This is a genomic window from Paraburkholderia kirstenboschensis, assembly GCF_904848585.1.
Lineage (GTDB): Bacteria > Pseudomonadota > Gammaproteobacteria > Burkholderiales > Burkholderiaceae > Paraburkholderia > Paraburkholderia kirstenboschensis.
Map to the genome: position 1 here is coordinate 354,193 of NZ_CAJHCR010000001.1, position 24,987 is coordinate 379,179.

Consider the following 24,987-nt stretch of genomic DNA (forward strand, 5'->3'; position numbering starts at 1 on the left):
GATGCGTGAGCGTAATGTCGATTCGCCGTTCGTCAAACCGTCTGCGCCGCGCGATGCAGGCCCGCGTTCGCTTCGACAGCTTGCAGCAGTTGCGCCGCCGCGGAAATCGCAATGATCTCCGGCGACTTGTCGACGATGCCATCCACGCCGAGCGGGCACTTCATCCGCGCAATCCGCGAAGGATCGATGCCGCGCGCGGCGAGCCGGTGTTCGAACTGCTTGCGCTTGCTGTGCGAGCCGATCATGCCGAAGAACGCAAAATCGCCGCGCCGCAGAATGCGCTCGGCCAGTTCCAGGTCGCGCGTATGGTTGTGCGTCATGACGATGAAGTACGTGTTTGGCGCGGCCGTGTCGACGGCTTCGTCAGGCGCGTCGTTCGCGTCGATCTTCACGTTGTGCGCGTGCAGCGATTCAACGGGCGGAAACTGCGCGTCGCGTTCGTCGACCCAGCGTACCGTGCAAGGTAGCGTGGCGAGCACGCGAACCAGAGCGGCGCCCACGTGCCCCGCGCCGAACAGCACGACTGGGAAGTCGCCTGGCGCAATGGTCTCGGTGAGCAGCGCGCCGCTGTCGTCGAAACCGGCGCCGTCCCACAGCAGGCAGTCGGCGGCATCGACGCCCGGCTCGGGGTCGGACAGCATCACTGCATCCGGTGCGGGGCCGAATGATACGCTACGCACCGTCGATTGACCCGCCGCCACGCGCTTCGCAAGCGACGTGATCCAGCCGAGATCGCCGATGTCGAGCCGTTCGAACGCGAGTATCACCGCGCCGCCGCAGCATTGCCCGAGACTGGGCCCGAGCGCGAAACGCTCGAGCCGGCGCATATGCGGCGAGCGCATGCCGTCGCGCAACACCTGGCGCGCGGTCTCGATCGCTTTCCATTCGAGGTGTCCGCCGCCGATCGTGTGTTTCGCCGAATCGCGCGTGACGATCATCTTGGTGCCGGCCTCGCGGGGCGCCGAACCTTCGACGCGCGCGACCGTCACCAGCACGGCGGCGTCGCCGTGCGCGAGCAGTTGTTGCAGGTCAGGTAGCCATGCTTGCATCCGACGAATCTCCGTACAGTGCCGCTCGGGGTTTCCATGCGGCCGGTTGAGCTTGGCGCGAGGCGATCGTGTCGCGCCGGGCGTGGCTGTGAGTCACTTGCGTTCGCTGCGCTTCGCCCGGATGTGCGCCTCGGTTGTCTGTTTCGCGCATGTCAGGCATTCGTGTCGCTGGTTGTCGCTTCTTTGCTCGTGCCTTGCGCGGATGCCCGCTCGCTCGCGCTTTGTGCGTGCAGCGCATCCAGTGCATCGAGGATCGCTTCGGGCGTCGCGGGCGCGCGCAACATCGGCGCATGCTGTGCGGACGGCACCGCGGCTGCAATCGCGTCGCGAATCGCGAGGAACACGGAGAACGGCAACAGCAACGGCGGCTCGCCGACAGCCTTCGAGCGGAACACTGTCGGCTCCGCGTTCGGGTTCTGATAAAGCCGCACGTGGAACGCGGCGGGCGTATCGTTCACAGCCGGAATCTTGTACGTGGACGGTGCATGCGTCATCAGACGGCCATCGCGGTTCCACCATAACTCTTCGGTCGTGAGCCAGCCCATGCCCTGAATAAAGCCGCCTTCGACCTGACCCAGATCGATCGCGGGATTGATCGACTGACCGGCGTCGTGCAGTACATCGGCGCGCAGCAGTTTCCATTCGCCGGTCAGCGTGTCGATCACCACTTCGGACACGGCCGCGCCATACGCGAAGTAATAAAACGGATGACCGGTCAGCGTCTTCGCGTCCCAATGCACTTTCGGCGTCGCGTAGAAACCGTCCGACCACAACTGCACGCGCGCGAGATAGGCGGCGCCGACCACTTGATCGAAGGGCATCGCACCGCCGTTCACCATGACCTCGCCGTTCGCGAAGCTCACGTCGTCCGCATTGCCGCCGAGTTGTTTCGCCACGAGTTCGGCGAGCCTCGCGCGAATGGTTCGCGCGGCGGCTTCCGCAGCCTTGCCGTTCAGATCGCTGCCGGTGGAAGCCGCGGTCGCCGACGTGTTGGCGATCTTCGACGTATCGGTTGCGCTCACTCGCACGCGCGAGAGCGGCAAGCCGAACTCGTTCGCGACGACTTGCGCGACCTTCGTGTTGAGCCCCTGACCCATCTCGGTGCCGCCGTGATTGACGAGCACCGAGCCGTCCTTATAAACATGCACCAGTGCGCCGGCCTGATTCAGAAACGGCACGTTGAACGAGATGCCGAACTTGACCGGCGAAAACGCGAGGCCGCGCTTGAGTACCGGGCTCTTCGCATTGAACTCGGCGATCGCTGCGCGGCGCGCGCGATAGTCGCTCGAGTCGAGCAGATCGTCGGTCAACGGCGCGATGATGTTGTCTTCGACGCGCTGTCCATACGGAGTCGTATCGCGTTCGCCTATGCCGTAGTAGTTGGCGAGGCGTACGTCTAGCGGATCGTGGTTCAGTTGACGCGCAATGCTGTCGAGCATCACTTCCATCACGAGGGCGCCTTGCGGGCCGCCAAAGCCGCGGAACGCGGTGTTCGACTGCGTGTTGGTTTTGCAGCACAGCGCGACGATGTCGACGTCGGACAGGTAGTACGCGTTATCGAAATGACACACTGCGCGCGTCGCGACGGCGCCGGAGAGGTCAGCGGAATAGCCGGCGCGCAACGCAATTTCCACGCGCGCGCCGAGAATGCGGCCATTGTCGTCGAAGCCCGCTTCGTATTCGTAGATCGCGTCGTGCCGCTTGCCGGTGATCATGAAGTCGTCGTCGCGATCGGCCCGCAGTTTGACCGGGCGACGCAGCAGCTTCGCCGCGAGCGACGCCACGCAGGCAAAGAGCGCCGATTGCGATTCCTTGCCGCCGAAGCCGCCGCCCATCCGGCGGCACTCGCAAACCACGTTATGCGCGGGCCAGTCGAGCATATGCGCGACGACCTGCTGCATTTCGCTCGGATGCTGCGTCGAGCTGTAGACGAGCATGCCGTCCATCTCTTTCGGCACCGCATACGCGACCTGGCCTTCGAGATAGAACTGCTCCTGGCCGCCAACTTCGAACGTGCCGCGAATTCTGTTCGGCGCGGCGGCGATCTTCGCGTCCGGATCGCCGCGTTTCAGATGAAGCGGCGGCAGCACGAACTGTTTGGCGGCCTTCGCGTCCGCCGGCGTGAGAATCGCGTCGAGCGGCTCATAGCGGATCACGTCGTCGCTTTTCGCGAGCGCCGCGGCGCGGCGCGCGAGCTCGTGGCTCTCCGCTATCACGGCGAACACGGGCTGACCGAGGTACGGCACTTCGTTTACGGCGAGAATCGGGTCGTCGTGCAGCACCGGGCCGCAATTGTTCTCACCGGGGATGTCTTCGGCGGTCAGCACCGCAATGACGCCGGGCGCTTTTTTCACCGCTTCGAGATCCATCGACACGATGCGCGCGTGCGCATGCCGCGACAAGCCAAGCGCCGCGTGCAGCGTGCCTTGCAGTTCGGCGATGTCGTCGGTGTACGTCGCCTCGCCGCTCACGTGCAGCGCGGCCGATTCATGCGGCAGCGCGACACCGATCGCGGCTTCGGGTTGCTGCGGGGCGGCGTGGTTTTCAGACGGGCTTTCCGCCTGCCTTGCTGCGCGTTCGACAAAAGCATCGGTGCGGTTCATCACGACGGCTCCTTCACGATCGCGTCCGCCGCGCCGGCTTCGAACGCGAATGCATTCACGTCGAAGAGCGCGAGCGGCGCGTCGTCGCGCGTTTCCAGATGGAAGCGCCACAGCAGGTTGCTTGCCACTTTCAGCCGATAGTCGCTCGATGCGCGCATGTCGGTGAGCGGCTGGTAGTCGGCGGCGAGTGCGTCCATGGCCTGCCGCGCGGTGCTTTCGTTCCACGCCGAGCCGGTCAGTGCGGCTTCGGTTTGCGTGGCCCGCTTCGGCGTTGCGGCCATGCCGCCGAATGCGACGCGAGCCTCGACGATCGTGCCGCCTTCGCCGATATGCAAAGCGAAGGCTGCACAGACTGCGGAGATGTCCTGATCGTAGCGCTTGGACACTTTGTAGGTGCGAAAGCGCAGGTTGCCCGCCGGCCGCGGCACGCGCAGCGCGGCGACGAATTCACCCGCCGCGAGCGCGGTTTTCTGATAGCCGAGATAAAACCCGTCGAGGGGCAGCGTGCGCGTTCTGGTGCCGTGACGTAGCACGACTTCGGCGTCGAGCGCGAGCAGCGCGGGCATCGAATCGCCGATCGGCGAGCCGTTTGCAACATTGCCGCCGAGCGTTCCGGCATTGCGGATCGGCAGCGACGCGAAGCGCGTCCAAAGCTCGGCGAGTTCGGGATAGTCGGCAGCGAGAGCCGCATACGCGTCTTCGAGCGTGACGGCCGCGCCGATGGTGAGCGTCTGCGCATCGCGCTCGATCGTCTTCAATTCGCGCACGTTGCCGATGTACAGAACGTCGCCGAGATCGCGGAACTGCTTGGTGACCCACAGGCCGACGTCAGTGCTGCCGGCCACGATCCGGGCTTGCGGATGTTCGGCGCGAAGCCGCGCAAATGCGTCGAGCGCGAGCGGCGCGTAAAACGCTGGCGCACCGAAGGCGGCGCCGCGCGTGTCGGGCGCACGGTACTCGAAGGTGTCGCTGCGTTGCAGTTCGCGCAGCGCCTCCTCGACAGCCTTGCGGTCGAGCGTCACGCGCGGATATTGCGCGTAGTCGAACATTTTCTGCGATGCGTCCACGATCGGCCGGTAGCCGGTGCAGCGGCACAGGTTGCCGGAGAGCGCGGTGTTGATTTCGTCGCGCGTCGGCAGGCCGGCAGCGGCCGGCTGGTTTTCGTAGAGCGCCCACATCGACATCACGAAGCCCGGCGTGCAGAAACCGCACTGCGAGCCGTGACAGTCGACCATCGCCTGTTGCACGGGATGCAGCGTGCCGTCCGCGGCGCGCAGGTCTTCGACCGTGAACAGGGCTTTGCCGTCGAGCGTGGGCAGGAACTGGATGCAGGCGTTGACCGCTTTCAGCGCAAGCGCGCCTTGCGCGTCGAGTTCGCCGATCACCACCGTGCAGGCACCACAGTCGCCTTCAGCGCAGCCTTCCTTGGTGCCGGTGCAATGCAGATCTTCGCGCAGATGCTGGAGCACGGTGCGCGATGCGGGGACGCCAGAGATCTCGTGGACGGACCCCTGGCGATAAAAGCGGATGGTTTGCGTTGTCATGGCGAATCCAGAAGACAGTGCGGACCGGGCGCGCGTTACGCATGGGGTCGCGCCAAAGCCGGCCTCGCGCACGTAGATCGCCATCCATATCCGAAGATAGCATTACGGCGCCCCAAAAATATTTCCGATGTCGCATGAAGCTTATTCGGGACATGCAATGAGATAAGTCCGATTTGAGTCGGATTCGCTTCGCGCGGGGAAGTTGCGTCGTGCGAGGAGGAGCGCGAGACGCACCGCCGAGACACAGGCGGGAGCAGGCCGGAACTACGCGGGCAGCAGCAGCGGGGGACAGTGGGGAGCAGCGGGAAGGGGCGGAATGCGAACCAGGCGGAGCGCCGTGCCTACGGTTCAGAAGCGCCGGAAACCGGGGCGCGCAATGCAGGCAGCAACCGGATCGGCAAAAAAAGGAGAAAGGCAAAACCCGACACAGCGCAGATGCAGCCGCGATTCACACAGGCGCTCTCACTGCGGCGGTCTTCGCCTTCGAGCCGCGCCGTTAAGCGCGGGGCAGATGCAAGCGCCGTCTCGAACCGGCAAATCCCTCAAGCAATACGTCTACGATTGCGCACGAGGCTAATCGCCAGCGGAACAAAAGCCAGCACGAAGCCGGCCAGCGCCCACATCGGCAGCGTCAGTCCCAGAATCGGCGGATAGGCGGTTTCGCATAGCCCGGCCACCTTGAACACGCCCGGCAGCCAATGCGCGGGCGGCAAACTGTCGACGATCGGCTGCAGCGCGTCGAAGCCGCAGCTAAAGCCCGGATTCGCCTGCACATACACGTGCCGGACCGCGGTCACGATGCCCGCCAGTGCCGACAACGCCGCCATCGCTTCGAGCAGACGCACGCCGCGCCAGCTGTGAAACCGCGCGCCGAGGAAAGCGAAGATCGCGATCAACAGGAAGAAATAGCGCTGGATGATGCACAGCGGGCACGGGTCCTCGTGCTTGAAGTACTGCAGGTACAGCGCGCCGGCCACGAGGCCGACGCAGATCAGGCCAAGCAGGACCAGCAGGGAGCGCTCGCGGCGCAGCATCGCATTGTCGTTGTTCATGGATCGTGTGGCGGTTGTGTGGCTGTTGTGTAGCCGTCAATAAGCGGAAAGGGCGAGTGCCCGCGATTTTAGCGCGAACCCCCGCCCCCACGACGCCGCACCCGCACGCAAACCGTGACGCCGCTCAGCGAATTGAGTTGAGCACGGCTTCGGCGCCCCGGCCGATTGCTAGAAGCGCATCGTCGGCGTGCGGCGCGCCTGCCAGCATCAGGCCGACCGGTGCGTCTCCCCGCATATGGCAGGGCAGCGACAGCGAGCAGGCGTCGAGGAAGTTGAACACGCCCGGGTTGCGCAGCATCAGCGCGTTGGTGCGGCCGAAGACGTCATCGTCGGAAACGAGTTCGGCGACGCGCGGCGGCAGCATCGGCACGGTCGGCGCGACTACCACGTCGAAGCGCTGCCACAGCGTGCGGGCGGCTTCGGCGAGCATCGCGTCGCGCTCGGCGAGCAGGTCCAGATAGTCGGCCGCGCTGGCCGGCTGGCCTTTGAGAATGCGCACCAGCACGCGCGGATCGTATTGCTCGCGGTGTTTCTCCAGCAAAGGACGATGCCACGCATACGCTTCGATCGGCGAAAAGCCGAAGCGGTTGATGTCCGGCAGACGGTCGAGCGGTGCGAAGCGCACTTCGCTGACAATCGCTCCGGCCGCTTCGAGGTGCTTGAGCGCGGTGTCGACGGCCGCCGCGACCTCGGGCTCGACGCCGTCGGTAACGTAGTTGGTCAGTACGCCGAGGCGCACGCCTTCGAGCGGGCGCGCGGCCGGCACGCGCGGTTCGAGCCCGGCGAGCATGCGGTCCACCAGCGCGCAGCACGCCACCGAGACGCCGATGGGGCCGAACGAATCGAGCGTCGACGAAAGCGGCACGCCGCCTTGCTTCGGGATGCGCGCGGCGGTCGGCTTGAAGCCGGTCAGGCCGCACAGCGCGGAAGGAATGCGAATCGAGCCGCCGGTGTCGGTGCCGAGCGCGATGGCGGCCATGCCGTCCGCGACGGAAGCCGCAGCGCCCGACGACGAGCCACCCGAGATCCGCTCGTCGCCCTTTACATCGCGCCGGTAGGGCGACAGCGGGTTCCCGTAGTGCGGATTGAGTCCGAGCCCGGAAAACGCGAATTCGCTCATATTGGTGCGTCCGACGATCACCGCGCCCGCCCGCTTCAGGCGCGCGACGGCGACGGCGTCTTCCCTGGCGGCGGGCGCGTCGGCAAGCACGGTCGAACCGGCGCGGGTCGGCTGGCCTTCGATGTCGAACAGATCCTTCACCGAGACCGGAATGCCGGCGAGCGGCGAGAGTACCGTGCCGGCGGCGCGCAAACGGTCGTGCGCGTCGGCGGCCTGGCGTGCGCCGTCTGCGTCGACGTGCATGAAGGCGACCGCGCCCTGGCCGGCAGGATCGGCGATCCGTTCGAGCGCTGTTTCGACGAGCGCGCGGCTCGTGGTGCGCCCCGCGGCGAGGTCGGCGGCGAGTTGGGCAAGCGGCGGGAAGGGCGTGAATTCAGTGGCCATGATGTCGTTCGATCCGGTTGGTCTGCGTGAAGCCGCTTACGTAACGGTTTAGATGCGGTTGAAAAGCGTCGCGCGGAATGCCTCGATATGTTTCTGCACCGAGCGTTTCGCGCCTTCGGCGTCGCGCTCGCGCAGCAGGCGGAACAGTTCGAGGTGTTCTTCGTGCACGTCTTCGAGATGATGCGGCTCGGAGAGTGAAATGAACCAGAAGCGCAATGAGCGCTCATGCAGTCCGCGCAGGATGTCGGCGAGCACCGCATTGCGCGAGGCGGCCGAAATGGCCAGATGGAACTCGCGGTCAATGTCCATCATGCCTTCTATGTCATGCGCGGCGACGCACACGGCCGAGCGCTCCAGCAGCGCCTGCATCGCGTCGTAGTCGTGCTGCTGCGCGTGACGCGCGGCGAGTTCGACGCAGTAGCTTTCGTTGACGAGGCGCACGTCGATGATCGCGAGCACGTCGTCGAGCGAAACCGGGCGCACCATGATGCCCTTGCGCGGCATGATGGTCAGCATCCCTTCGTGCACGAGCCGGTGCAGCGCCTGATGCACCGGCGTCCTGCCGATGCCGGTCAGCGCCATCAGCTCCGCTTCGTTGAGCACCTCGCTCGGCCGCAAACGCATCGTGATGATCTCGCGCTTGACGAACGCATAAGCCTGCTCGGCGAGACTCGCGTTGGCGGTCGCTCGGGTGGGCCGTGGAGGGCGGGCGGTCTGCAAAAGCGTCATGTGAAGAAGGAGCGGACGATGTCGTCCGCGCATTGTAGAGCAAGGTCGAGCGAGGTTTTCGCGGGCGAGGCTTAGGCCAGACAGGCCACCTCAACTATTGATACCTCACGCACTCCCCGCCACCGCTGTCGCGGCGTGCTGGACCTTGACGCGCGGCATCATCAGCGTGACCAACCCGCCCACGATCAGCGCGCCCGCTATCAGCACGAGCCCGAACGTCACGCTATGCGTCGCGTCTTTGACGATACCAAGCACATACGGGCTGACATACCCGGCGAGGTTGGCGATCGAATTGATCACTGCAATGCCGGCGACCGCAGCGGTGCCTTGCAGGAAGCTCGTCGACATCGACCAGAAGATGCCGAAGCCCGCGAGAATGCCGATATACGCAATCGACAAACCGGTGACGGCAAGCGGAATCGAGTTCGTAACCGACGCGCTGCCGAGCAGGCCCGCCGCGCCGATGAAACAGCACACGGCGTAGTGCCAGCGGCGCTCGCCGGTCACATCCGACGAACGGCCGATCAGAATCATGCCGATACCGGCAGCCAGATACGGAATCGCGGTGACGAAGCCATTGGTCACGAGATTCGTCACGCCGAGGTCCTTGACGATCTGCGGCAGCCAGAACGAGAAACCCGCATTGCCGGTGACGAGGCAGAAGTAGATCAGCGTGAGCAGCCAGAAGCGGCCCGAACGCAACGCGACCGAGAGGCTATGTTCGGCGCCTTCTGCCGCAGCCGCAGCATTCTCGCGTGAGATGCGGGCGAGGATCACGCGTTTTTCGTCGTCGCTGAGCCACGGGGCCTCGGCGGGCGTGTTGCGCAACACGGCGAGCGCCCAGAACCCGGCGAGAATCGACGGAATGCCTTCGATCAGGAACATCCACTGCCAGCCGCGCAAACCGTGCGCTTCGTGCAGCGCCGACATCAGGAAACCCGATAACGGCGCGCCGATGATGCCTGCTACCGGAATCGCAGCCATGAACACGGCGACCATGCGCGCGCGGCGGTCGGAAGGGAACCAGAAAGTCAGATACAGCACGACGCCCGGCACCAGTCCCGCTTCAGCGACGCCGAGGAAAAAGCGCAGCACATAGAACATGGTTTCGCTGCGCACGAACATCATCAGACACGACAGCAGGCCCCACAGCATCGTGATGCGGGCGATGGTGGCGCGCGCGCCGAACTTCTTCAGTAGCAGATTGCTCGGCACCTCGAACACGAAATAGCCGAAGAAGAAGATCCCCGCGCCGAGTCCGTACGCCGCGTTGGAAAGGCCGAGGTCGCCGGTGAACTGCAGCTTCGCATAACCGATGTTGACGCGATCCAGATACGACAGCACGTAGACGAGGAACAGGAACGGCATGATGCGCCACGTGATTTTGCGGATGGCGGCGGCTTCGAGCCAGGCGTCCGAGGACGCGCCGGCGGCGGATGGCGATTGGGTGCTCATGAATGCCTCATTCGACAGTAGCTCATTCGACAATAGGTAAAGCGCGCACGCGATACGCGTGGCGCAGCGTGCGGTTCAGGATAGGGTCGTGCAATTCGAGTTCGAGCGCGTCGCCGTCGTCCATGCCGGCAATGCCGCCTTGAACCGGGAGCGTGCCGCAGAACATGGCCGCGCCTTCTGCGAGCGGTGCGCGCGCGAGCAGGTCGGCGGCGGGTAGCAGCGAGGCGACGCTGCCTTGTTGATACACGCGCCGCTCGCCGTTCGTCACCGCATAGGCGCGCAGTTCGAGCTGATCCCAATGGTCGGCGACGTCCTCGAATCGCCACGCGGCGCGCGCGACCGGTTTCGGGCACACCTGCTTGGAGACGGTCACGCCGTAGGCCTCGACTTCGCGGTCGGTGTGATCGGAGCCCACGGTGACGAGCAGCCCCGCATTGGATTGCACTAGCACGCATTCCGCTTCGCCGCTCGACTTCGTGCCGACCACGTCGATCTGTTCGGCTTGCGTCAACAGTTCGGAGCCGAGACGGTAAAAGCACGGCGTAGTGGACGGGCGCTTCACTCCGAGTTCGGCAAGTTCGGCAATGTGGTGTTCGATCGCGGCCTGATCGCGGCCGGCCCAGCCGGCGATCGTGAGGCGGTTCACATCGATTGAAATGGCGCGCGCGGCGCCGGAACGGTCTACAACCTGAAAAGACACCTGCTGCATCAGTGGACTCCGAGAAAATATGCAGCAAATATTATTGTGATATTTCACAGGCGTCCAGCGTGTCAAAAACATTCCTGCGAGAGGCGGGACCCGCGCCCAGCCGCAGCGACGGGGCGGTTTGTTACACTGCGCCTCTTGGGACATTACTTTTTGTAAGGGAAGGGCGCATGCACGAAGGCATCGGCTTCATTCAGGATCTGGCGGTCGTGATGGCGCTCGCCGGCGTCGTTACCGTGCTGTTCCATCGCCTGAAGCAGCCGGTGGTACTCGGCTATATTGCGGCGGGCGTGATCATTGGGCCGTACACGCCGCCGTTTCAGCTGATCCACGACGAGCAGACCATCAAGACGTTGGGCGAACTGGGCGTTGTGTTCCTGATGTTTTCGCTCGGTCTCGAATTCAGTTTGCGAAAGCTTTTCAAGGTCGGCGCGACGGCGATCGTCGCGGCGCTTTCCGAGATCGTGTTGATGTTGTGGCTAGGCTATGAGATCGGCAGCGCGTTCGGCTGGAGCCCGATGGATTCGTTATTCCTCGGCGCGATACTCGCCATTTCGTCGACGACTATCATCGTCAAGGCGTTGTCCGAGCTTGGCCTGAAGCGCGAGAGTTTCGCGCAACTCGTATTCGGCATTCTGATCGTCGAAGACATTCTCGCCATCGCGATGCTCGTGCTGCTTTCCGGCATCGCGCAGACAGGGCAGTTGAGCGCGGGCGTTGCGGTTGTCACGCTGGGCAAGCTGTTGCTGTTCATGACGGTGTCGCTGGTGGTCGGCATTCTGGTCGTGCCGCGCGCGCTGAACTACGTGGCGCGTGCGCGCAGCGACGAGATGTTGCTCGTCGCCGTGCTCGGATTCTGTTTCGGCTTCTGTCTGCTGGTGGTCAAGCTCGACTACAGCATTGCGCTCGGCGCGTTCCTGATCGGCGCGATCATGGCCGAATCGCGTCATCTGCATCGAATCGAGCATTTGATCGCACCGCTGCGCGACGCGTTTTCGGCGATCTTTTTCGTCACCATCGGCTTGATGCTGAATCCCGCGGTGCTCGTCGACTATGCATGGCCGATCGCGGTAATCACGGTCGCGGTAATCGTCGGCAAGATCGTCTCGTGCGGACTCGGCACCTTTCTCGCAGGCAAGGACGGCCGCACGGCGATGCGCGTCGGTATGACGGTTTCGCAGATCGGCGAGTTCTCGTTCATCATCGCGTCGCTCGGTTTGACGCTGAAGGTGACGAGCGCGTTTCTTTATCCGATTGCGGTGGCCGTATCGGCTTTGACGACCCTCTTCACCCCTTATCTGATCCGCGCCGCCGATCCGCTCACGCGGCGTTTCGCCGACGCGATGCCGCGCACGCTCGTCAATGTGTTCGGCATGTATAGCCAGTGGCTGAGCAGCCTCAGCACAGGCAGCGGCGAGCCCACGCTTTTCAGCATGACGCGGCGAATCGTCCTGCAGATCGCGGTGAATCTTGCGTTGGTCGCCGCGATCTTTCTGATCGTGTCCTACGGCGCGCCTTACATCAGTACGGTGCTGATGCGCTGGGTCAGTTCCGAGCCGATGCAGCGCGTGGTGCTGTGGAGCGTAGCGTTGCTCGTGTCGATGCCGTTTCTGGTGGCGGTTTATCGCAAGACCAAGTCGCTCGCGTTGCTGCTCGCCGAGGTGAGCGTGCAGCCGGCGACGGCGGGGCGCTTCACGAGTGCGCTGCGTTATGCGATCTCCGATCTCGTGCCGGTGGTCTGCATGGTCGGCGTGTTCCTGCTCGTCGCGGCGCTATCGGGCGGTATCCTGCCGCCGACCGGCCTGCTCGCCGCGGTCCTCATCTGCGCGGCGCTGCTGCTCGCGCTCGTATGGCGCTGGTGCGTGAAGATCCACGCGGCAATGCAGATTGCGCTGCGCGAAACTTTTGACGAACAGCCGGATCCCTAAGTTAGACGGAACTGCGCGGGGCGGCCCGACAATGTGAGCAATTGTGTGCGCGTTTGCCGGGTCAGGCACGCTGGCGGATAATCAGGGCATATTCATTCGTTCGCGTGAAAGGCGCCTGTCCAACAGTCATGAGCGAAAACAAACCCGAAAACGCCGGTCAACCCGGCAGTCCAACGCCGCCTGCGGCATCGCCGGAAATTTCCGGCCAAGCCCCGGCCGAACCGAGCGCATCGATACCCCTCTCGCATGAAGATGCCATTCAGTCGCCCGTGAAGGATCCGGTCACGTCGACGGCGGCGCCGTCGTCCGGGGCATCAACGGCGACGGGAGCGTCTCTTCCGTCCGGGTCGTCCGTGCCGGTTACGGCATCGGTCTCGGCGCCGGCCGCTTCGTCGGAGGCGGCTGCGAGGTCGTCGACTGACGACCCCGAAAGCGCGTCCACCATTACGCCAGTCGTCAAGCGCACGACCCAGCAACGCGACGCGGCCGAGGCGCGCAGTTCCGCCGCGGCTTCCACCGCGAAGCAGGTGGCCGCGGTCCATGAGCGCGACGCGCGCTCGGTTCGCGGGCGCGAAGTCCCGTCTGCACCGTCTGCGTCCTCCTCACAGACCCATAGCGCAACGCCGCTTACGAGTGAACCGATTCAAGGCGAACTCATCACTTCTGCCGACGACGCTCTCGCCGCAGAAGACGCCGCTGCCTCGACCGCTCGTCCTGCGGGTTCGCCGCCGCCGGGCTTCGGCGCCGCGCCCGATTTCACCGCGACCAACCCGCCGCCGCCGAATGCGTTGCCGCCGTCGCCACCGCGCTATCTGAAGCAGACGGACTCGGCGTGGTCCGTGTTTGGCCGGATCGTCGCGGCGCGCGCGCGCCAACTATTCGATCGTGCCGGTCAGCGGATCACGCAGCGTACGCTGCGCATCGGCGTATCGGCGCGAATCTTCCACCCGGAGCCGGGCGCGAAAGGGCTGCGCGGCAAGACGCTGCAATATCTCGAGGAGTCGATTGCGCACTGGGTGATGTCGCGCGACGTGCTCGTCTTCATGATTCCGACGGTCGGACATCAGGGCATGCTGCATCCCAGTAACATCCGTTTGCGCGACTATGCGAAGCATCTCGACGGCCTGTTGCTGCAAGGCGGCGCGGACGTTTCGCCGCAATCGTATGCGGAGGCGGCGACGAGGCCCGAATGGCCCGGCGACCGCGTGCGCGACATGTACGAGCTCGAGCTGCTGCATGAATTCATCGAGTCCGGTAAGCCGGTGCTCGGCGTGTGCCGCGGTTGCCAGCTGATCAACGTGGCGTTCGGCGGCACCTTGTATCAGGATATCGCCACCGACGTGCCGACCGCCGGCGCGCACGTCAACGAAGATTACGATCAGCACCGGCACGCCATCCATTTCCCGGACGGCTCTACGCTCGCCAACATGTTCCCCGCCCGGCGCGATGCGATCGTCAACTCCATTCACCATCAGGCGGTCAAGACGCTCGGCCGCGATCTGAATATCGAGGCGGTGTCGGCGTCGGACGGCATCATCGAAGCCGTGCGCTACCGGCGCGCGCCTTTCGTGATGGGCGTGCAATGGCATCCCGAGTTCCACCGCGCGGGCGGTCCGGAGTTGCTCGATTGCACGCCGCTGCTCGATACATTCCTGCGAGTGGCGCGCGAAACGCGCTTTTAGCATGGGGTGGCGGCAGTTCGGGCTTGCGCGTTGACGGCGCGGCCTGGCCAGAAAAAGCGATTCGTTAGAGGCGCCACTGTGAAAGTGGCGCCTTGTTTTTTGTGCGCGCGACGTTGTTCCTTGCGCGTGGTGTCCTGGTATTGTCTTTTCGATTGACACCATGTGACTTACTGCGTTTCCGGCCTTATCCAGATATGTTTTATTTCGCGATAGGCGGCTACGTCGTGTATTTCGCACAACGTAGTTTTATCTCGATTTAAAGTCCGTTTTTGCGACGCTTCAATGCTTCGCTTAAGCGCTAATCCGCGCGATAATCCAAGGCTGTTTTCTGGATTCGCATGGAGCATGCACGTATGAAGTACCCCTTATTTGTACGGCACGCCATGCTGCTCGCGACTTCGTGTGCGCTGTTGCAGCATGGCGGGTTCGTGCTGGCCGCGCAAGGCGAAGAAGCCGCACCCATGGTCGGCACGCGGCCGGCCATGAATACTCTCACGCCACAGCCTGTCGTCGCCGCGCTGCGCGACGCGACGTCGGCGTCGTCCGCTCCCTCGCCTGCGTCGCTTTCGTTAGGTTCGTTACCTCCGTCAGCTTCGTCGTCCGAGTCACCCACTGCTGGCGAAGCGCAAGGCACCGTGGCCGAGTTGATGCAAATGATTCAGGACACGAAGCTCAACGAACTGCGCACCACTTACAACGGCAGTTATGGCGCGAGCCTTTTCTTCTATCCGCGCGAGATGACGTACTACGTCGCGTTGTTTCAGGACAAGCACTTCTGGCGTGTAATCAAGTCGGCGGACGCGGGCCGGGCTGAAGCGATCTACGCGGGCTTCGTGCAGCAAACCGCGCAACTGGCCGAGGTGGAGATTCACCGAACGCAGTTGCAGGCGCAGAAGGCGTATATCGAGGACATTATCGCGTTGTCCGAAGACCGTGCGAAGCGCCTGCAAGCCGACCTGGAAGTCGCCCGCACCCAGCAGGCCAAGGTCAACGACTACCAGAGGCAAACGCAAAACGAAGCTGCCGCGTTACGCGAGGATAAGGAACGGGCGCAGGCACAACTGCGGCAGGTGCAAGGTCAGGTCATGCAGTTGCAACGGCAGACCGAAATGGGCTTGCCAGGCCAGAAGTAAAAGCGCTTGGAATACGAAGGAAGCCCGGCTTTGGTAGCCGGGCTTTTTTTATGCCGCTGTTCGCGCGGCTACCTGATGAATTGATCCGGGACTTCCGTCACACGCCGGTGTGTCAGCCGGGTACTCCAATGCTGCCCGGCGCTCGCGGACAGATTTGCGGATGATGCTGGCTGCGTTTGCTGCGTTTGCTGCGTTTGCTGCGCCGGGCGCGTCCCGCTGCCTTGGCGAGTGCTCGCGGACATCTCGACAAACGTGTAGTCGCCGGTGCCTGGCTGCGTCGGCGCGGGCGGCGAGTATGAGCCCGCGACCGACGGTTTGACGGCCCCTCGCGTTACAGGCGGTGGCGTTGCGATAGTCGACGCGCCGTCCTCTGCATGCTGCCGATGGTTCAGAGCCGAGGCCCTCGGGGAATGTCCATAGATGGTCCGGTGACCGTCGTTATTCCTCACGGCAAGCGGCGTGCGTGTGCGGACGATGGCCGCTGAGCGGTGCGGTTCAATCGACGCGATTATCGGCGGGTGCAACGTTAAGCCGCCCACAGCAACGGTCCGGGCAGTGCCGGACACCGGCGCGGCTTGCGCCTGCTGCCGCGCAGATACCGCGCTTGCCTGGTTCAGGCTTGTTGTCTCGGCGACCTTGTTCGACATACCAAAGGTATCGCGCTGCGGATTCTGCACGGCCGGCGCCTCGCGCTCGGCGACGGCGATATCAGCGCGCTTCGTGGGGTTGCCGTTGCGCGGACCACGGACGTCGACATGACCGAACGCCGTCCATGCGAGCAGGGCGGCGCCGCTCAACGCGCAGGCGCCGCCCGCCAGCGCCCACCGCGGCACGAGGGGCACGAGGGGCACGCGGAGCACGCGGGGCATCGGTCCGGCGACATGCGCTTTTACTGGCGCAAAGGCCTCCTGAAAAGCGGAAGCCTCAGTTGCAGCCGGATCGTCCGCCAAAGCGGAATCCGCCGAAGCCAAGCAGCGCTGAAGCTGCAACGTCTCCGCCTCACGCTCGCCCGCTGTTTGCGGCATCCTCGCGCCCGTCGCCGAGCCCATGATCGTCGCCGCGGTTGCGTCGGCAACCCGATGGTCCGGCGCCACCCATCGACAGAACGAGCGAATAGGCTGGTCGCTTAAGTCGAACGTCTTGAGGACCGCGCCATAAAGCCCATGCGGCTCATTATCCAGGCAGTGGCTTGGCGCGAGCAATGCCCACCCGCGGCCGAAGGGCGCCGGCACATCATTGAACGGGCGGGAGCGGGGCAACGCCATCGCGCCGTCAACTATGGTTAAAGGTGTGGTGGACATCGGTCTCTTCCAGCGCCTCGAGGACGGACGCCGCCTGGCGTCACGTGGGTCGGTGAGACGAAGGCCGGGGAGCAGTACGCGGGAAAACGCCTCACGCGCATCCAGGCGCAAAAAGCGCAGGGGCGCGTATGAGCGCCCATGAATGCGTCAGCGCCTCAGCTGGAAAGCCATCGTCGGGAAGAAGGCATGATGCGCCCGAACGAAAGCTGCAACGCTCAGACGCTTCGCAACGTGGGTGCAGATGTGTCCTGGAGTGCAGCGGCCGGGACGCAGATCAAGCGCCCGACTTGTCCAGCCGGTAAACATAGCGCAGCGCGGTGATATCCACGCCGCCCATGTGATCCGGTTCCGCGCCGACATACTGCCAGCCTTGGCGTTCATAGAAACCGATAGCCGGCAGATTGCCCTCCAGGGCGTACAGATAGAGTTGCGTCTCGCCCTGCGCGCGAGCCCAGTCTTCGGCGGCGCGCATCAGCAGCTTGCCTACGCCAATGCCCTGAAACTCCGGCAGTGCATGAAGGTTATCCAGCAGCACGCCCCACGCGGATTCCGGCTGACGCTCCACGCATACGAAGCCGATCGGCTCGCCGCCCAGTTCCGCAATCGCCACCATGCGACGCTCGCCGCCGGGCGTGCTCATGCGGGCTTCCCAATAGGCAGCGCGCTCCTGCGTGACTTCGCCGTCCAGAAAAGCGTCGGGCAACAGACCGCGATACGTGGCGCGCCAGCTCGTGCTGTGAATAGACGCAATAAGCGCTGCGTCGGCGATGGTGGCGGGGCGCAGCGAAGGGGCAGAAGCGGTTGGCATGGGGAGGGGCATCAACGGGAATGGCGAGTCGCAATTTTAGCGGTCGCGAGCGGTGCAGCCGGTTGTAATGAAAATGTAGGAAATACGCAACAGCACTATCAACGGTAACATGACGCGGCGCGGCTTCCGGCGGACCCGAGCGTTTACCCTGATACCGCGTCGGTGCATTCAGCTGCAGAATGCAGCGCCCCCGGCGCGGCTCTCCCTTGCGGCCTACCGCGTTCTCACCGAGGGCGGATCGTTTCAACTGCCAGATCGCCGCCGGCTTGCGCGGCGTGGGCCTATCAGAGAATGTCATGTCAACAGCGTCACACGCTATCTCCTCGTCGCAAGAATCCAAATTCAAGACCGTGTTCCGCGTGGTCAGCGGCAACTTTCTTGAAATGTACGACTTCATGGTCTACGGCTACTACGCGTCCGCGATTGCCAAGACCTATTTTCCGAGCGGCAGCGAGTTTGCGTCGCTGATGCTTTCGCTGTCGGTGTTCGGCGCGGGCTTCCTGATGCGGCCGCTTGGCGCGATTGTCCTCGGCGCCTACATCGACCATCACGGCCGCCGCAAGGGCCTTATCCTCACCTTGGGCCTGATGGCGCTCGGCACACTTACCGTGGCGTCCATTCCCGGATACGCGACGATCGGCCTGTTTGCGCCGGTGCTCGTGCTGCTGGGCCGCCTGTTACAAGGCTTTTCCGCAGGCGTGGAATTGGGCGGCGTGTCGGTGTATCTGTCGGAGATCGCCACCAAGGGACACAAAGGCTTTTATTGCGCGTGGCAGTCAGGCAGTCAGCAGGTTGCCGTGGTGTTCGCCGCGCTGCTCGGCGTGATGCTCAACAAGATGCTGCCCGCCGACCAGATGAGCGCATGGGGCTGGCGCGTGCCGTTCCTGATCGGCTGCCTGATCGTGCCGTTTCTGTTCATGATTCGCCGCTCGTTGAAGGAAACCGAGGAGTTTTCGGCGCGCAAGCATCGTCCGGGAATGGGCGAGATCATGAAGACCATGGCCGCGAACTGGGGCACCGTGCTGGGCGGCATGGGCATGGTGATCATGACCACCGTGTCCTTCTACATGATCACGGCTTACACGCCGACCTTCGGCAAGGAAGTGCTGAAGCTGTCGTCGATCGATACGCTTGTCGTCACCGTCTGCATCGGTCTGTCGAACCTGATCTGGCTGCCGCTCGCGGGTGCGTTGTCGGACCGCATCGGCCGTCGTCCGGTGCTGCTCGCTTTTACCGCGCTCACCATCGTCACCGCGTATCCGGCGCTTCAATGGCTCGTCGCCGAGCCGTCGTTCGCGCGCCTGCTCGCTGTCGAGTTGTGGCTGTCGTTCCTGTACGGCAGCTATAACGGCGCGATGGTCGTGGCGCTGACCGAAGTCATGCCGGTCGAAGTGCGTACGGCAGGCTTCTCACTCGCATACAGCCTTGCCACGACGATCGGCGGTTTCACGCCGGCCATCTCGACGCTGCTGATTCATTCCACGGGCAACAAGGCGGCGCCGGGTCTCTTCCTCGGCGTGGCCGCGATCTGCGGGCTGATTGCGACGCTGGTGTTGTACCGCACGCCTGAATCGCGCGATCAATACAAAGCCGCGTGACTGGCAGCGCGTGCTGACGCCGCTCGCGCGGTCAGTGCAACAAAAAAACCCCGCGCTCGGCAGACCGCGGGGTTTTTTGTTGCCGTAGCACCGGCATAACCGAGCAGCTAGCCTCGGCGCAATTCGTTTGCGACCGCCTGCACGACCTCGTGCCATGCATCCGGCCGCGGCTGACGTACCAGCGTCGCGCTGGCGTACCACGGGCTGCGCGTGTCACCGGGACACCAGCGCCAATCGGGCGCGAACGGCAGCATCAGCCAGAGCGGTTTGCCCAACGCGCCGGCGAGGTGGGCGATCGACGTATCGATCGACACCACCGCGTCGAGCCGCTCGATGATCGCCGCCGTATCCGCGAAGTCGCCGATACGCTTGTCAAACCGATGAATCGACCCGGCTCGCGGATGCGCGTCCAGCGCGGCGCATTCATCGGCGCTGAGGTTGGGCTGCAACACGATCCAGTCGATGCCTTCGATCGCGAAAAGCGGGTCGAGCTCGGCGAGCGGCATGGAACGCGTTTCGTTCTGATGGATGCGCCCCGACCATGCAAGCCCGATCTTGCGCTTCGCCTGGCCGCCCAGCGAGCCGCGCCATTTTCGCCGGTAAGCGGGTGGCACGCTCAGATAGGGCGTGCGCTCCGGAATAGTGTCCAACGTCGTGCCGAGCGCGAGCGGCAAGCTCAGCAACGGACATTGGAGATCGGCGGCGGGGCGCGATGCGCCTTTCGGGATGAGCGTCACACGCCACGCCTGCGCGGCCGGCTCGAGCAGCGGCAGCAACTGCGGCTGTACTTCGAGCAGCACACGCGCCGCGCGCTGCGCGGCCAGCGGGACGAAGCGCACGAATTGCAGCGTATCGCCGAAACCCTGTTCGGCGTGTATCAGCAGCGTGCGCTGTGGGACCGGCTCGCCGTGCCAGCGCGGCAAGGTTTCGATGGCCGGCTCGGCGACGGTTTGCAGACGCCATTCGTATTCGGGCAGTCCACGCGCGAAGTCGCCCAGCGCGAGCCACGCGAGCGCGCGGTTCATATGCGCGGACGCGAGATCCGGCTGCACGCGCAACGCCTGATCGAATGCACGCACGGCGGTGGCGTGCGCGCCGAGCGCCTGGTGCGCGGTGCCAAGGCTCAGCCACGCGAGCGCGAATTGCGGATCCAGTCCGACCGAGCGTTCGAGATACGGTATGGCCTGAGCGTGACGCCCGAGCGCAGCCAGCGCGTTGCCCATGCCGAAGATGACGGGCGGCAGGTTCGGCTGCAATGCGAGCGCCGCCTCGAACGAGGCAACGGCTTCCGCGTGACGGCCGGTGGCGTCGAACGTATTGGCGAGGTTGAAATGCGCGGCGACGAAGCGCGGCTCGGCGGCGAGTGCGGCCTGAAAGCATGGGATCGCTTCGTCGGCGCGGCCGAGCGCATTGAGCGACATGCCCATGTTGTTGAGCGCCCCGGCGTGGCCTGGGCGCAACTCGAGCGTGCGCCGGAACGAGGCGATGGCGTCCTCGTGACGCCCGAGCGCGTGCAATGCATTGCCCAGATTGTTATGCGACGAGGCGTCGTCCGGCTGCAGGCGCAACGAGCGGCGGAAAGCGTCCGCGGCGTCTTCGTGACGACCTGCCGCGGTGTACGCGTTGCCGAGGTTGTAGTGCGCCATTGGGAACGACGGCGCAAGCGTAAGAGCGTTGCGGAACTGGTCGATGGCTTCGTCGATCTGGCCGAGCGCCTTCAGCGCGTTGCCGAGGTTCAGTTGCAGCGCGGCGTCTTGCGGGCGCAGGTCTACCGCGCGCCGCACCAGTTCGGCGGCTTCGGCGTGCTGGCCCTGCTGGTGGCGCAGCACGCCCAGCAGGTGCAGCGCGTCGACGTGCACGGGGTTGCCGTCGAGCGTCGCGCGGTAGCCGCGTTCGGCGTCGTCGAGCCGGCCGTCACGATGCGCCGCGAAAGCGCGGTCAAATACAGGTTGCATGACGGGGATGGTAGTCGGGTGAGGCAAAGGCCGCATTTTCCCACACTCGCCGACCAGCACCCCGGTTTGACCCGGTGCGCCGGGTTCGCTAACATGTGAACACCTGTTCATATATGTGCCGCCCATGATTCCCGCTACGGCTTCGCCGCCATCGCCACCATCGCCGACGAGTTTCGAACCGCGCCCGGCGGACACGATCGCGCCGCTCGCCGACCTGTTTCGCCTGCTAGGCGACCCGACGCGCTTGCGCATCGTCCTGGCTTGCGTCGACGAACGCCGCGCGGTGGGTGCGATTGCCGAGGAACTGAATCTGTCGCCGTCTCTCGTGAGCCATCATTTGCGGCTGCTGCGGGCGGCGCGAATCGTGCGGGCGCAGCGGCAGGGCAAGCAGGTGTTTTATCTCGCCGCCGACCGCCACATCAGCACGATGCTGGCCGGCATGCTGGAACACGTGGCCGAGCCCGCCCGTGATGACGCATTGGATCTGCCATGAAGAAAATCGAAGAAAGGGAAGACGAACACGCGCCCGTGTGGCTCGACGCGCCGGATAGCAACGACCTTGCGGACGAGCAAAGTCGCTTTGCCGGCGCGCATGTTCATGAGGGCAGTGATCGCGCGGGTCAAGCGGGGGAGCGTTCCGCTCGTGAGCTTGAACAGGGCGGCCGTGGGGACAGTCGCGACATGGAGTTGGATGGCGGAGTGAGCCAAGGGCGGGGGAAAGGCGAGCGCGAAAGCCAGGGCCGCGGCCATGGGCAAGCCCAGCTTCATGACCACAACCTGGACCACGACCACGCAGGTCAGCACCATGACGTGGATCACAGCTGCACTGGCCACGATCGCGATGGCGGCCATAGCCACGCTGGCCACCTCCACGGCGGCGGCCATAGCCGCAGCCACGGCGACAGCGACAGCCACAGCCACAGCGACAGCGGCGATCACAGCCATGCTTCCGGCCACAGCGGCAGCGACGCTCACGAGCACAGCGACAACCGCGCCCACGACCACAGCCACAACCACAGCCACGACCACGACCACGACCCCACCCACAACCACAGTCACGCAGGCCACCACCATCACCATCACGCGCCCGTCGCGGGCCACGGCTTCGCGTTCGCGTTGGCTGTTGCGCTGAACGTCGCGATCGTCGTGATTCAGGCGCTGTATGGCGTGCTCGCGCACTCGACCGCTCTACTCGCCGACGCCGGCCATAACCTGTCCGACGTACTCGGCCTGCTGCTCGCCTGGGGCGCCGCCTGGCTCACGACGCGCCGTCCTTCCGGACGCTACACGTTCGGCTACGGCAGCTCGTCGATTCTCGCGTCACTGGCCAATGCGGCGCTCCTGCTGTTCGCGTGCGGCGTGATCGTCGCCGAGGCGATCGGCCGCCTGATGAATCCGGCGCCGGTCGCAGGGCTCACCGTATTCGTCGTTGCGACCGTGGGCGTGGTCGTCAACGGGATTTCCGCGTGGCTCTTCATGCGCGGCCAGAAGGACGACCTCAACATCCGCGGCGCCTTTTTGCATATGGCAGCCGATGCCGGCGTGTCCGCTGCGGTGGCCATAAGCGGCCTCGTGATTCTCTACACCAACTGGACGTGGCTTGATCCGCTAATGAGCCTGCTGGTGGTCGCGGTCGTCGTTTACGGGACCTGGGGTTTGCTGCGCGATTCGGTGCGGCTCGCGCTCAATGCCGTGCCGTCAGGCGTCGATCTGCAAAGCATCCAGGACTATCTTGCGGATCAGCCCGGCGTCGAGGGCGTGCACGATCTGCATGTGTGGGCACTATCGACCACCGGCAACGCGCTCAGCGTGCACCTCGTGATGCCGGCCGGGCATCCTGGCGACGAGCGGCTCGACGGCATCGTGCTCGTGCTGCGCGAACGCTTTTCGATGCAACACGCGACGCTGCAAGTCGACCTCGGCACGACCGATCATCGTTGTGCGATGGATCACCCGGCAAAAGCGCACTGACACCTGCCGACCCAACAGCCCGCTGATGCATTGGCGGACGCAACCACGCGCTCACAGCAACGCCTTAGAGCCGGCCTCCGCCAAGCCCGGCTCTGTGCGCGATACACCTCGCAATTGATGCACCGCGCCGTTCAGCCCGGGGGCTCGGGGGGTACACTAGAACGCACTGTGCTCTGCGGAGTTTCGCATGGACGCTGCTGCAAATAATGCGTCGCCGGTTCTAATCGTCGGAGCGGGTCCGACCGGGCTTGCCGCTGCCATGAGCCTCGCGCGCGCTCATATTCCGGTGCGTCTGATCGACCGCGCGATGCAGCCAAACCCTTATTCGCGGGCAATCGGCATTCAGGCGCGCACACTCGAACTGCTGGAGCAGCATCGGCTCGTCGAGCGGTTTCTGGAACTGGGACATCGCGCCCGCGTCGCCAATCTGTTTTCGAACGGCATGCGCCTCGCGCAACTCGACTTCGACCCGCTGCACACGCGCTATCCGTATCTGCTGTTTCTCGATCAGTCGGTGACCGAGCGTCTGCTGACCGAGCATCTGGCGACGCTCGGCGTCACGGTCGAGCGGGGCGTCGAACTCACCATGTTTACGCAAGGTTCGGCCGGCATTCAGGCGACGCTGAGGCGCGCCGACGGTCACACGCAAACTCTGCGTCCGTCGTACATGATCGCCGCGGACGGCGCGCACAGCATGATTCGCCATGGCCTCGGCCTGAGCTTCGAGGGCAAGACACTCGAGCAGACGTTCCTGCTAGCCGATCTGCACGCCGAAACGGATTGGGCCGAGGACGAGTTCCACATCTTCGCTTCGGGCGAGGGGCTCGTCGCGCTGTTTCCAATGGGTCACGGCCGGCATCGGCTGATCGCGGATCACGCAGTCGAGCCGGTCGCCGAAGCCGCGCCGCTGTCGCCGGTGGTGCTCGGCGAACCGCCGCTCAGTCGCGTGCCCGCGCCGTCGCTCGACGAATGCAAGGCGCTGCTCGCAAGGCGCGTGCATGAACGCGTCGATGTCTCGGAGCTTGCGTGGTCCTCGTATTTTCACCTGAATAGCCGGATGGTCGAGCGGCTGCGCGTGGGGCGCGTCTTCCTTGCCGGCGACGCCGCTCACGTGCACAGTCCGGCCGGCGCCCAGGGAATGAACACCGGCATCCAGGAAGCGTTCAATCTCGGCTGGAAGCTCGCGCGCGTTTTGAAGGGCGCGGCGCCCGATCGCCTGCTCGACACCTACCATCTGGAGCGGCATCCCATTGAGCGCGACGTGCTGAGGCAAACCGGCTTTATCACGCAGATGGCCGAGGCGGATCATGGGCCGCTCAAGCTGCTGCGCGAACGCGTAATGCCGGTTCTCGCCGCGCTCGGTCCGCTGCGGGACGCCGCGCGGCTCACGATCAGCGAGTTGTCGGTGCAGTACCGGCGCAGTCCGCTCACGCTCGAACGCGTGCTCGACGGCGGCCCGCGTGCGGGCGAGCGCGCGCCGGATGCGGTGGTGCACGTGGTCGACGGTCCGCTCGGGCGCGCGCCCGGCATCGGCTGCATTTTCGATCTGCACGACCCCGCGTTCTTTTCGCTGTTTGTGCTCGTGCCGCCATTGCCCGTCGACGAAAAGCCGCTCGATCCCGATGCAAAGCACGAGCCGCCTCGCGACGCCGGGTTCGAGCGTCTCGTAGCAGACATGGAGAAATTGTTGCCAGGCGCGGTGCGTATCTGGCGCGTGACGGATACGACCGGCGACGGCGGCCCGTCGCTAGCCGAGTCGTACGGACGAACGCGGCCGTCGTTCTATCTGCTGCGGCCCGACGGCTACATCAGCGCGCGCGGGCGCACCGGCTCGGACCTGAACGGCCTGTTGCGGCACTGCGAAGCGTGGTTCACCGTTGGCGGACAGATACCCGAGCAGACGGCCGTGTAGAGCTGCGGCAGGCGGCGCTCGCAGTTGGAGCCGCCGCCTGGCCGGCGCAAACCGTTC

The 24,987-nt window shown here is 64.8% G+C and carries 18 protein-coding genes; 7 read left to right on the forward strand and 11 right to left on the reverse strand.

Annotation, left to right across the window (positions count from 1 at the left end; translation table 11 throughout):
- Positions 1 to 32: 32 nt before the first annotated feature.
- From xdhC to JMY24_RS01725, 8 genes are all read right to left on the reverse strand, one after another.
- Complete coding sequence (xdhC, locus tag JMY24_RS01690) at positions 33 to 1,049, reverse strand: xanthine dehydrogenase accessory protein XdhC (RefSeq protein ID WP_201701329.1); 1,017 nt, start codon at positions 1,047 to 1,049, stop codon at positions 33 to 35.
- A 152-nt stretch (positions 1,050 to 1,201) separates the two neighbouring features.
- A complete protein-coding gene (xdhB, locus tag JMY24_RS01695) occupies positions 1,202 to 3,652 on the reverse strand; it encodes a xanthine dehydrogenase molybdopterin binding subunit (protein WP_128595659.1) in 2,451 nt (816 codons plus the stop codon).
- Positions 3,652 to 5,196 carry a xanthine dehydrogenase small subunit gene (xdhA, locus tag JMY24_RS01700; protein WP_128595658.1) on the reverse strand — a complete coding sequence of 515 codons (1,545 nt, stop codon included), beginning with the start codon at positions 5,194 to 5,196 and terminating at the stop codon, positions 3,652 to 3,654. The genes xdhB and xdhA overlap by 1 nt, the downstream gene beginning before the upstream one ends.
- Positions 5,197 to 5,738: 542 nt before the next feature.
- Entirely contained in the window at positions 5,739 to 6,248 is a 510-nt protein-coding gene (locus JMY24_RS01705) for a disulfide bond formation protein B (RefSeq protein WP_128586537.1), read from the reverse strand.
- A gap of 124 nt (positions 6,249 to 6,372) precedes the next feature.
- Positions 6,373 to 7,752 carry an amidase gene (locus tag JMY24_RS01710; RefSeq protein ID WP_201701330.1) on the reverse strand — a complete coding sequence of 460 codons (1,380 nt, stop codon included), beginning with the start codon at positions 7,750 to 7,752 and terminating at the stop codon, positions 6,373 to 6,375.
- Between the two features lie 48 nt (positions 7,753 to 7,800).
- Positions 7,801 to 8,481 (reverse strand): GntR family transcriptional regulator, encoded by a 681-nt coding sequence (locus JMY24_RS01715; protein WP_128595657.1) that lies wholly within the window; start codon positions 8,479 to 8,481, stop codon positions 7,801 to 7,803.
- Positions 8,482 to 8,586: 105 nt separating this feature from the next.
- The gene (locus JMY24_RS01720) at positions 8,587 to 9,936 is read right to left on the reverse strand and encodes an MFS transporter (protein ID WP_128595656.1); all 1,350 of its coding nucleotides are present in this window, start codon (positions 9,934 to 9,936) and stop codon (positions 8,587 to 8,589) included.
- 22 nt (positions 9,937 to 9,958) lie between these two features.
- A complete protein-coding gene (locus tag JMY24_RS01725; protein ID WP_128595655.1) occupies positions 9,959 to 10,645 on the reverse strand; it encodes a DUF2848 domain-containing protein in 687 nt (228 codons plus the stop codon).
- A gap of 167 nt (positions 10,646 to 10,812) precedes the next feature.
- Between JMY24_RS01725 and JMY24_RS01730 the strand changes: the two genes are divergently transcribed.
- The 3 genes from JMY24_RS01730 to JMY24_RS01740 all read left to right on the forward strand — a co-directional run bounded on the left by JMY24_RS01730 (position 10,813) and on the right by JMY24_RS01740 (position 15,385).
- Entirely contained in the window at positions 10,813 to 12,570 is a 1,758-nt protein-coding gene (locus JMY24_RS01730; RefSeq protein ID WP_128595654.1) for a cation:proton antiporter, read from the forward strand.
- 128 nt (positions 12,571 to 12,698) lie between these two features.
- Complete coding sequence (locus JMY24_RS01735) at positions 12,699 to 14,252, forward strand: gamma-glutamyl-gamma-aminobutyrate hydrolase family protein (RefSeq protein ID WP_201701331.1); 1,554 nt, start codon at positions 12,699 to 12,701, stop codon at positions 14,250 to 14,252.
- A 353-nt stretch (positions 14,253 to 14,605) separates the two neighbouring features.
- Positions 14,606 to 15,385, forward strand: coding sequence for a DUF2968 domain-containing protein (locus JMY24_RS01740; RefSeq protein ID WP_128595653.1), 780 nt, complete (start codon positions 14,606 to 14,608; stop codon positions 15,383 to 15,385).
- A gap of 68 nt (positions 15,386 to 15,453) precedes the next feature.
- Here the strand turns inward: JMY24_RS01740 and JMY24_RS01745 are convergent, their stop codons facing one another.
- Positions 15,454 to 16,686 carry a hypothetical protein gene (locus tag JMY24_RS01745; RefSeq protein ID WP_201701332.1) on the reverse strand — a complete coding sequence of 411 codons (1,233 nt, stop codon included), beginning with the start codon at positions 16,684 to 16,686 and terminating at the stop codon, positions 15,454 to 15,456.
- A 274-nt stretch (positions 16,687 to 16,960) separates the two neighbouring features.
- Positions 16,961 to 17,494 (reverse strand): GNAT family N-acetyltransferase, encoded by a 534-nt coding sequence (locus tag JMY24_RS01750; protein ID WP_128595652.1) that lies wholly within the window; start codon positions 17,492 to 17,494, stop codon positions 16,961 to 16,963.
- Positions 17,495 to 17,790: 296 nt separating this feature from the next.
- Between JMY24_RS01750 and tcuC the strand changes: the two genes are divergently transcribed.
- Positions 17,791 to 19,092 carry an MFS transporter gene (gene tcuC, locus JMY24_RS01755; RefSeq protein ID WP_128591158.1) on the forward strand — a complete coding sequence of 434 codons (1,302 nt, stop codon included), beginning with the start codon at positions 17,791 to 17,793 and terminating at the stop codon, positions 19,090 to 19,092.
- A gap of 107 nt (positions 19,093 to 19,199) precedes the next feature.
- Here tcuC and JMY24_RS01760 read toward each other — a convergent pair whose 3' ends face one another.
- Complete coding sequence (locus tag JMY24_RS01760) at positions 19,200 to 21,047, reverse strand: tetratricopeptide repeat protein (protein ID WP_128595651.1); 1,848 nt, start codon at positions 21,045 to 21,047, stop codon at positions 19,200 to 19,202.
- A 124-nt stretch (positions 21,048 to 21,171) separates the two neighbouring features.
- On the opposite strand from JMY24_RS01760, the gene JMY24_RS01765 reads away from it, so the two are divergent.
- From JMY24_RS01765 to JMY24_RS01775, 3 genes are all read left to right on the forward strand, one after another.
- Positions 21,172 to 21,540 carry an ArsR/SmtB family transcription factor gene (locus tag JMY24_RS01765; protein WP_193425151.1) on the forward strand — a complete coding sequence of 123 codons (369 nt, stop codon included), beginning with the start codon at positions 21,172 to 21,174 and terminating at the stop codon, positions 21,538 to 21,540.
- 188 nt (positions 21,541 to 21,728) lie between these two features.
- On the forward strand, positions 21,729 to 23,018 hold the full coding sequence (locus tag JMY24_RS01770; protein ID WP_413231222.1) for a cation diffusion facilitator family transporter: 1,290 nt from the start codon (positions 21,729 to 21,731) through the stop codon (positions 23,016 to 23,018).
- Between the two features lie 187 nt (positions 23,019 to 23,205).
- Complete coding sequence (locus JMY24_RS01775; protein ID WP_201701333.1) at positions 23,206 to 24,930, forward strand: FAD-dependent monooxygenase; 1,725 nt, start codon at positions 23,206 to 23,208, stop codon at positions 24,928 to 24,930.
- The last annotated feature ends 57 nt before the right edge of the window (positions 24,931 to 24,987 follow it).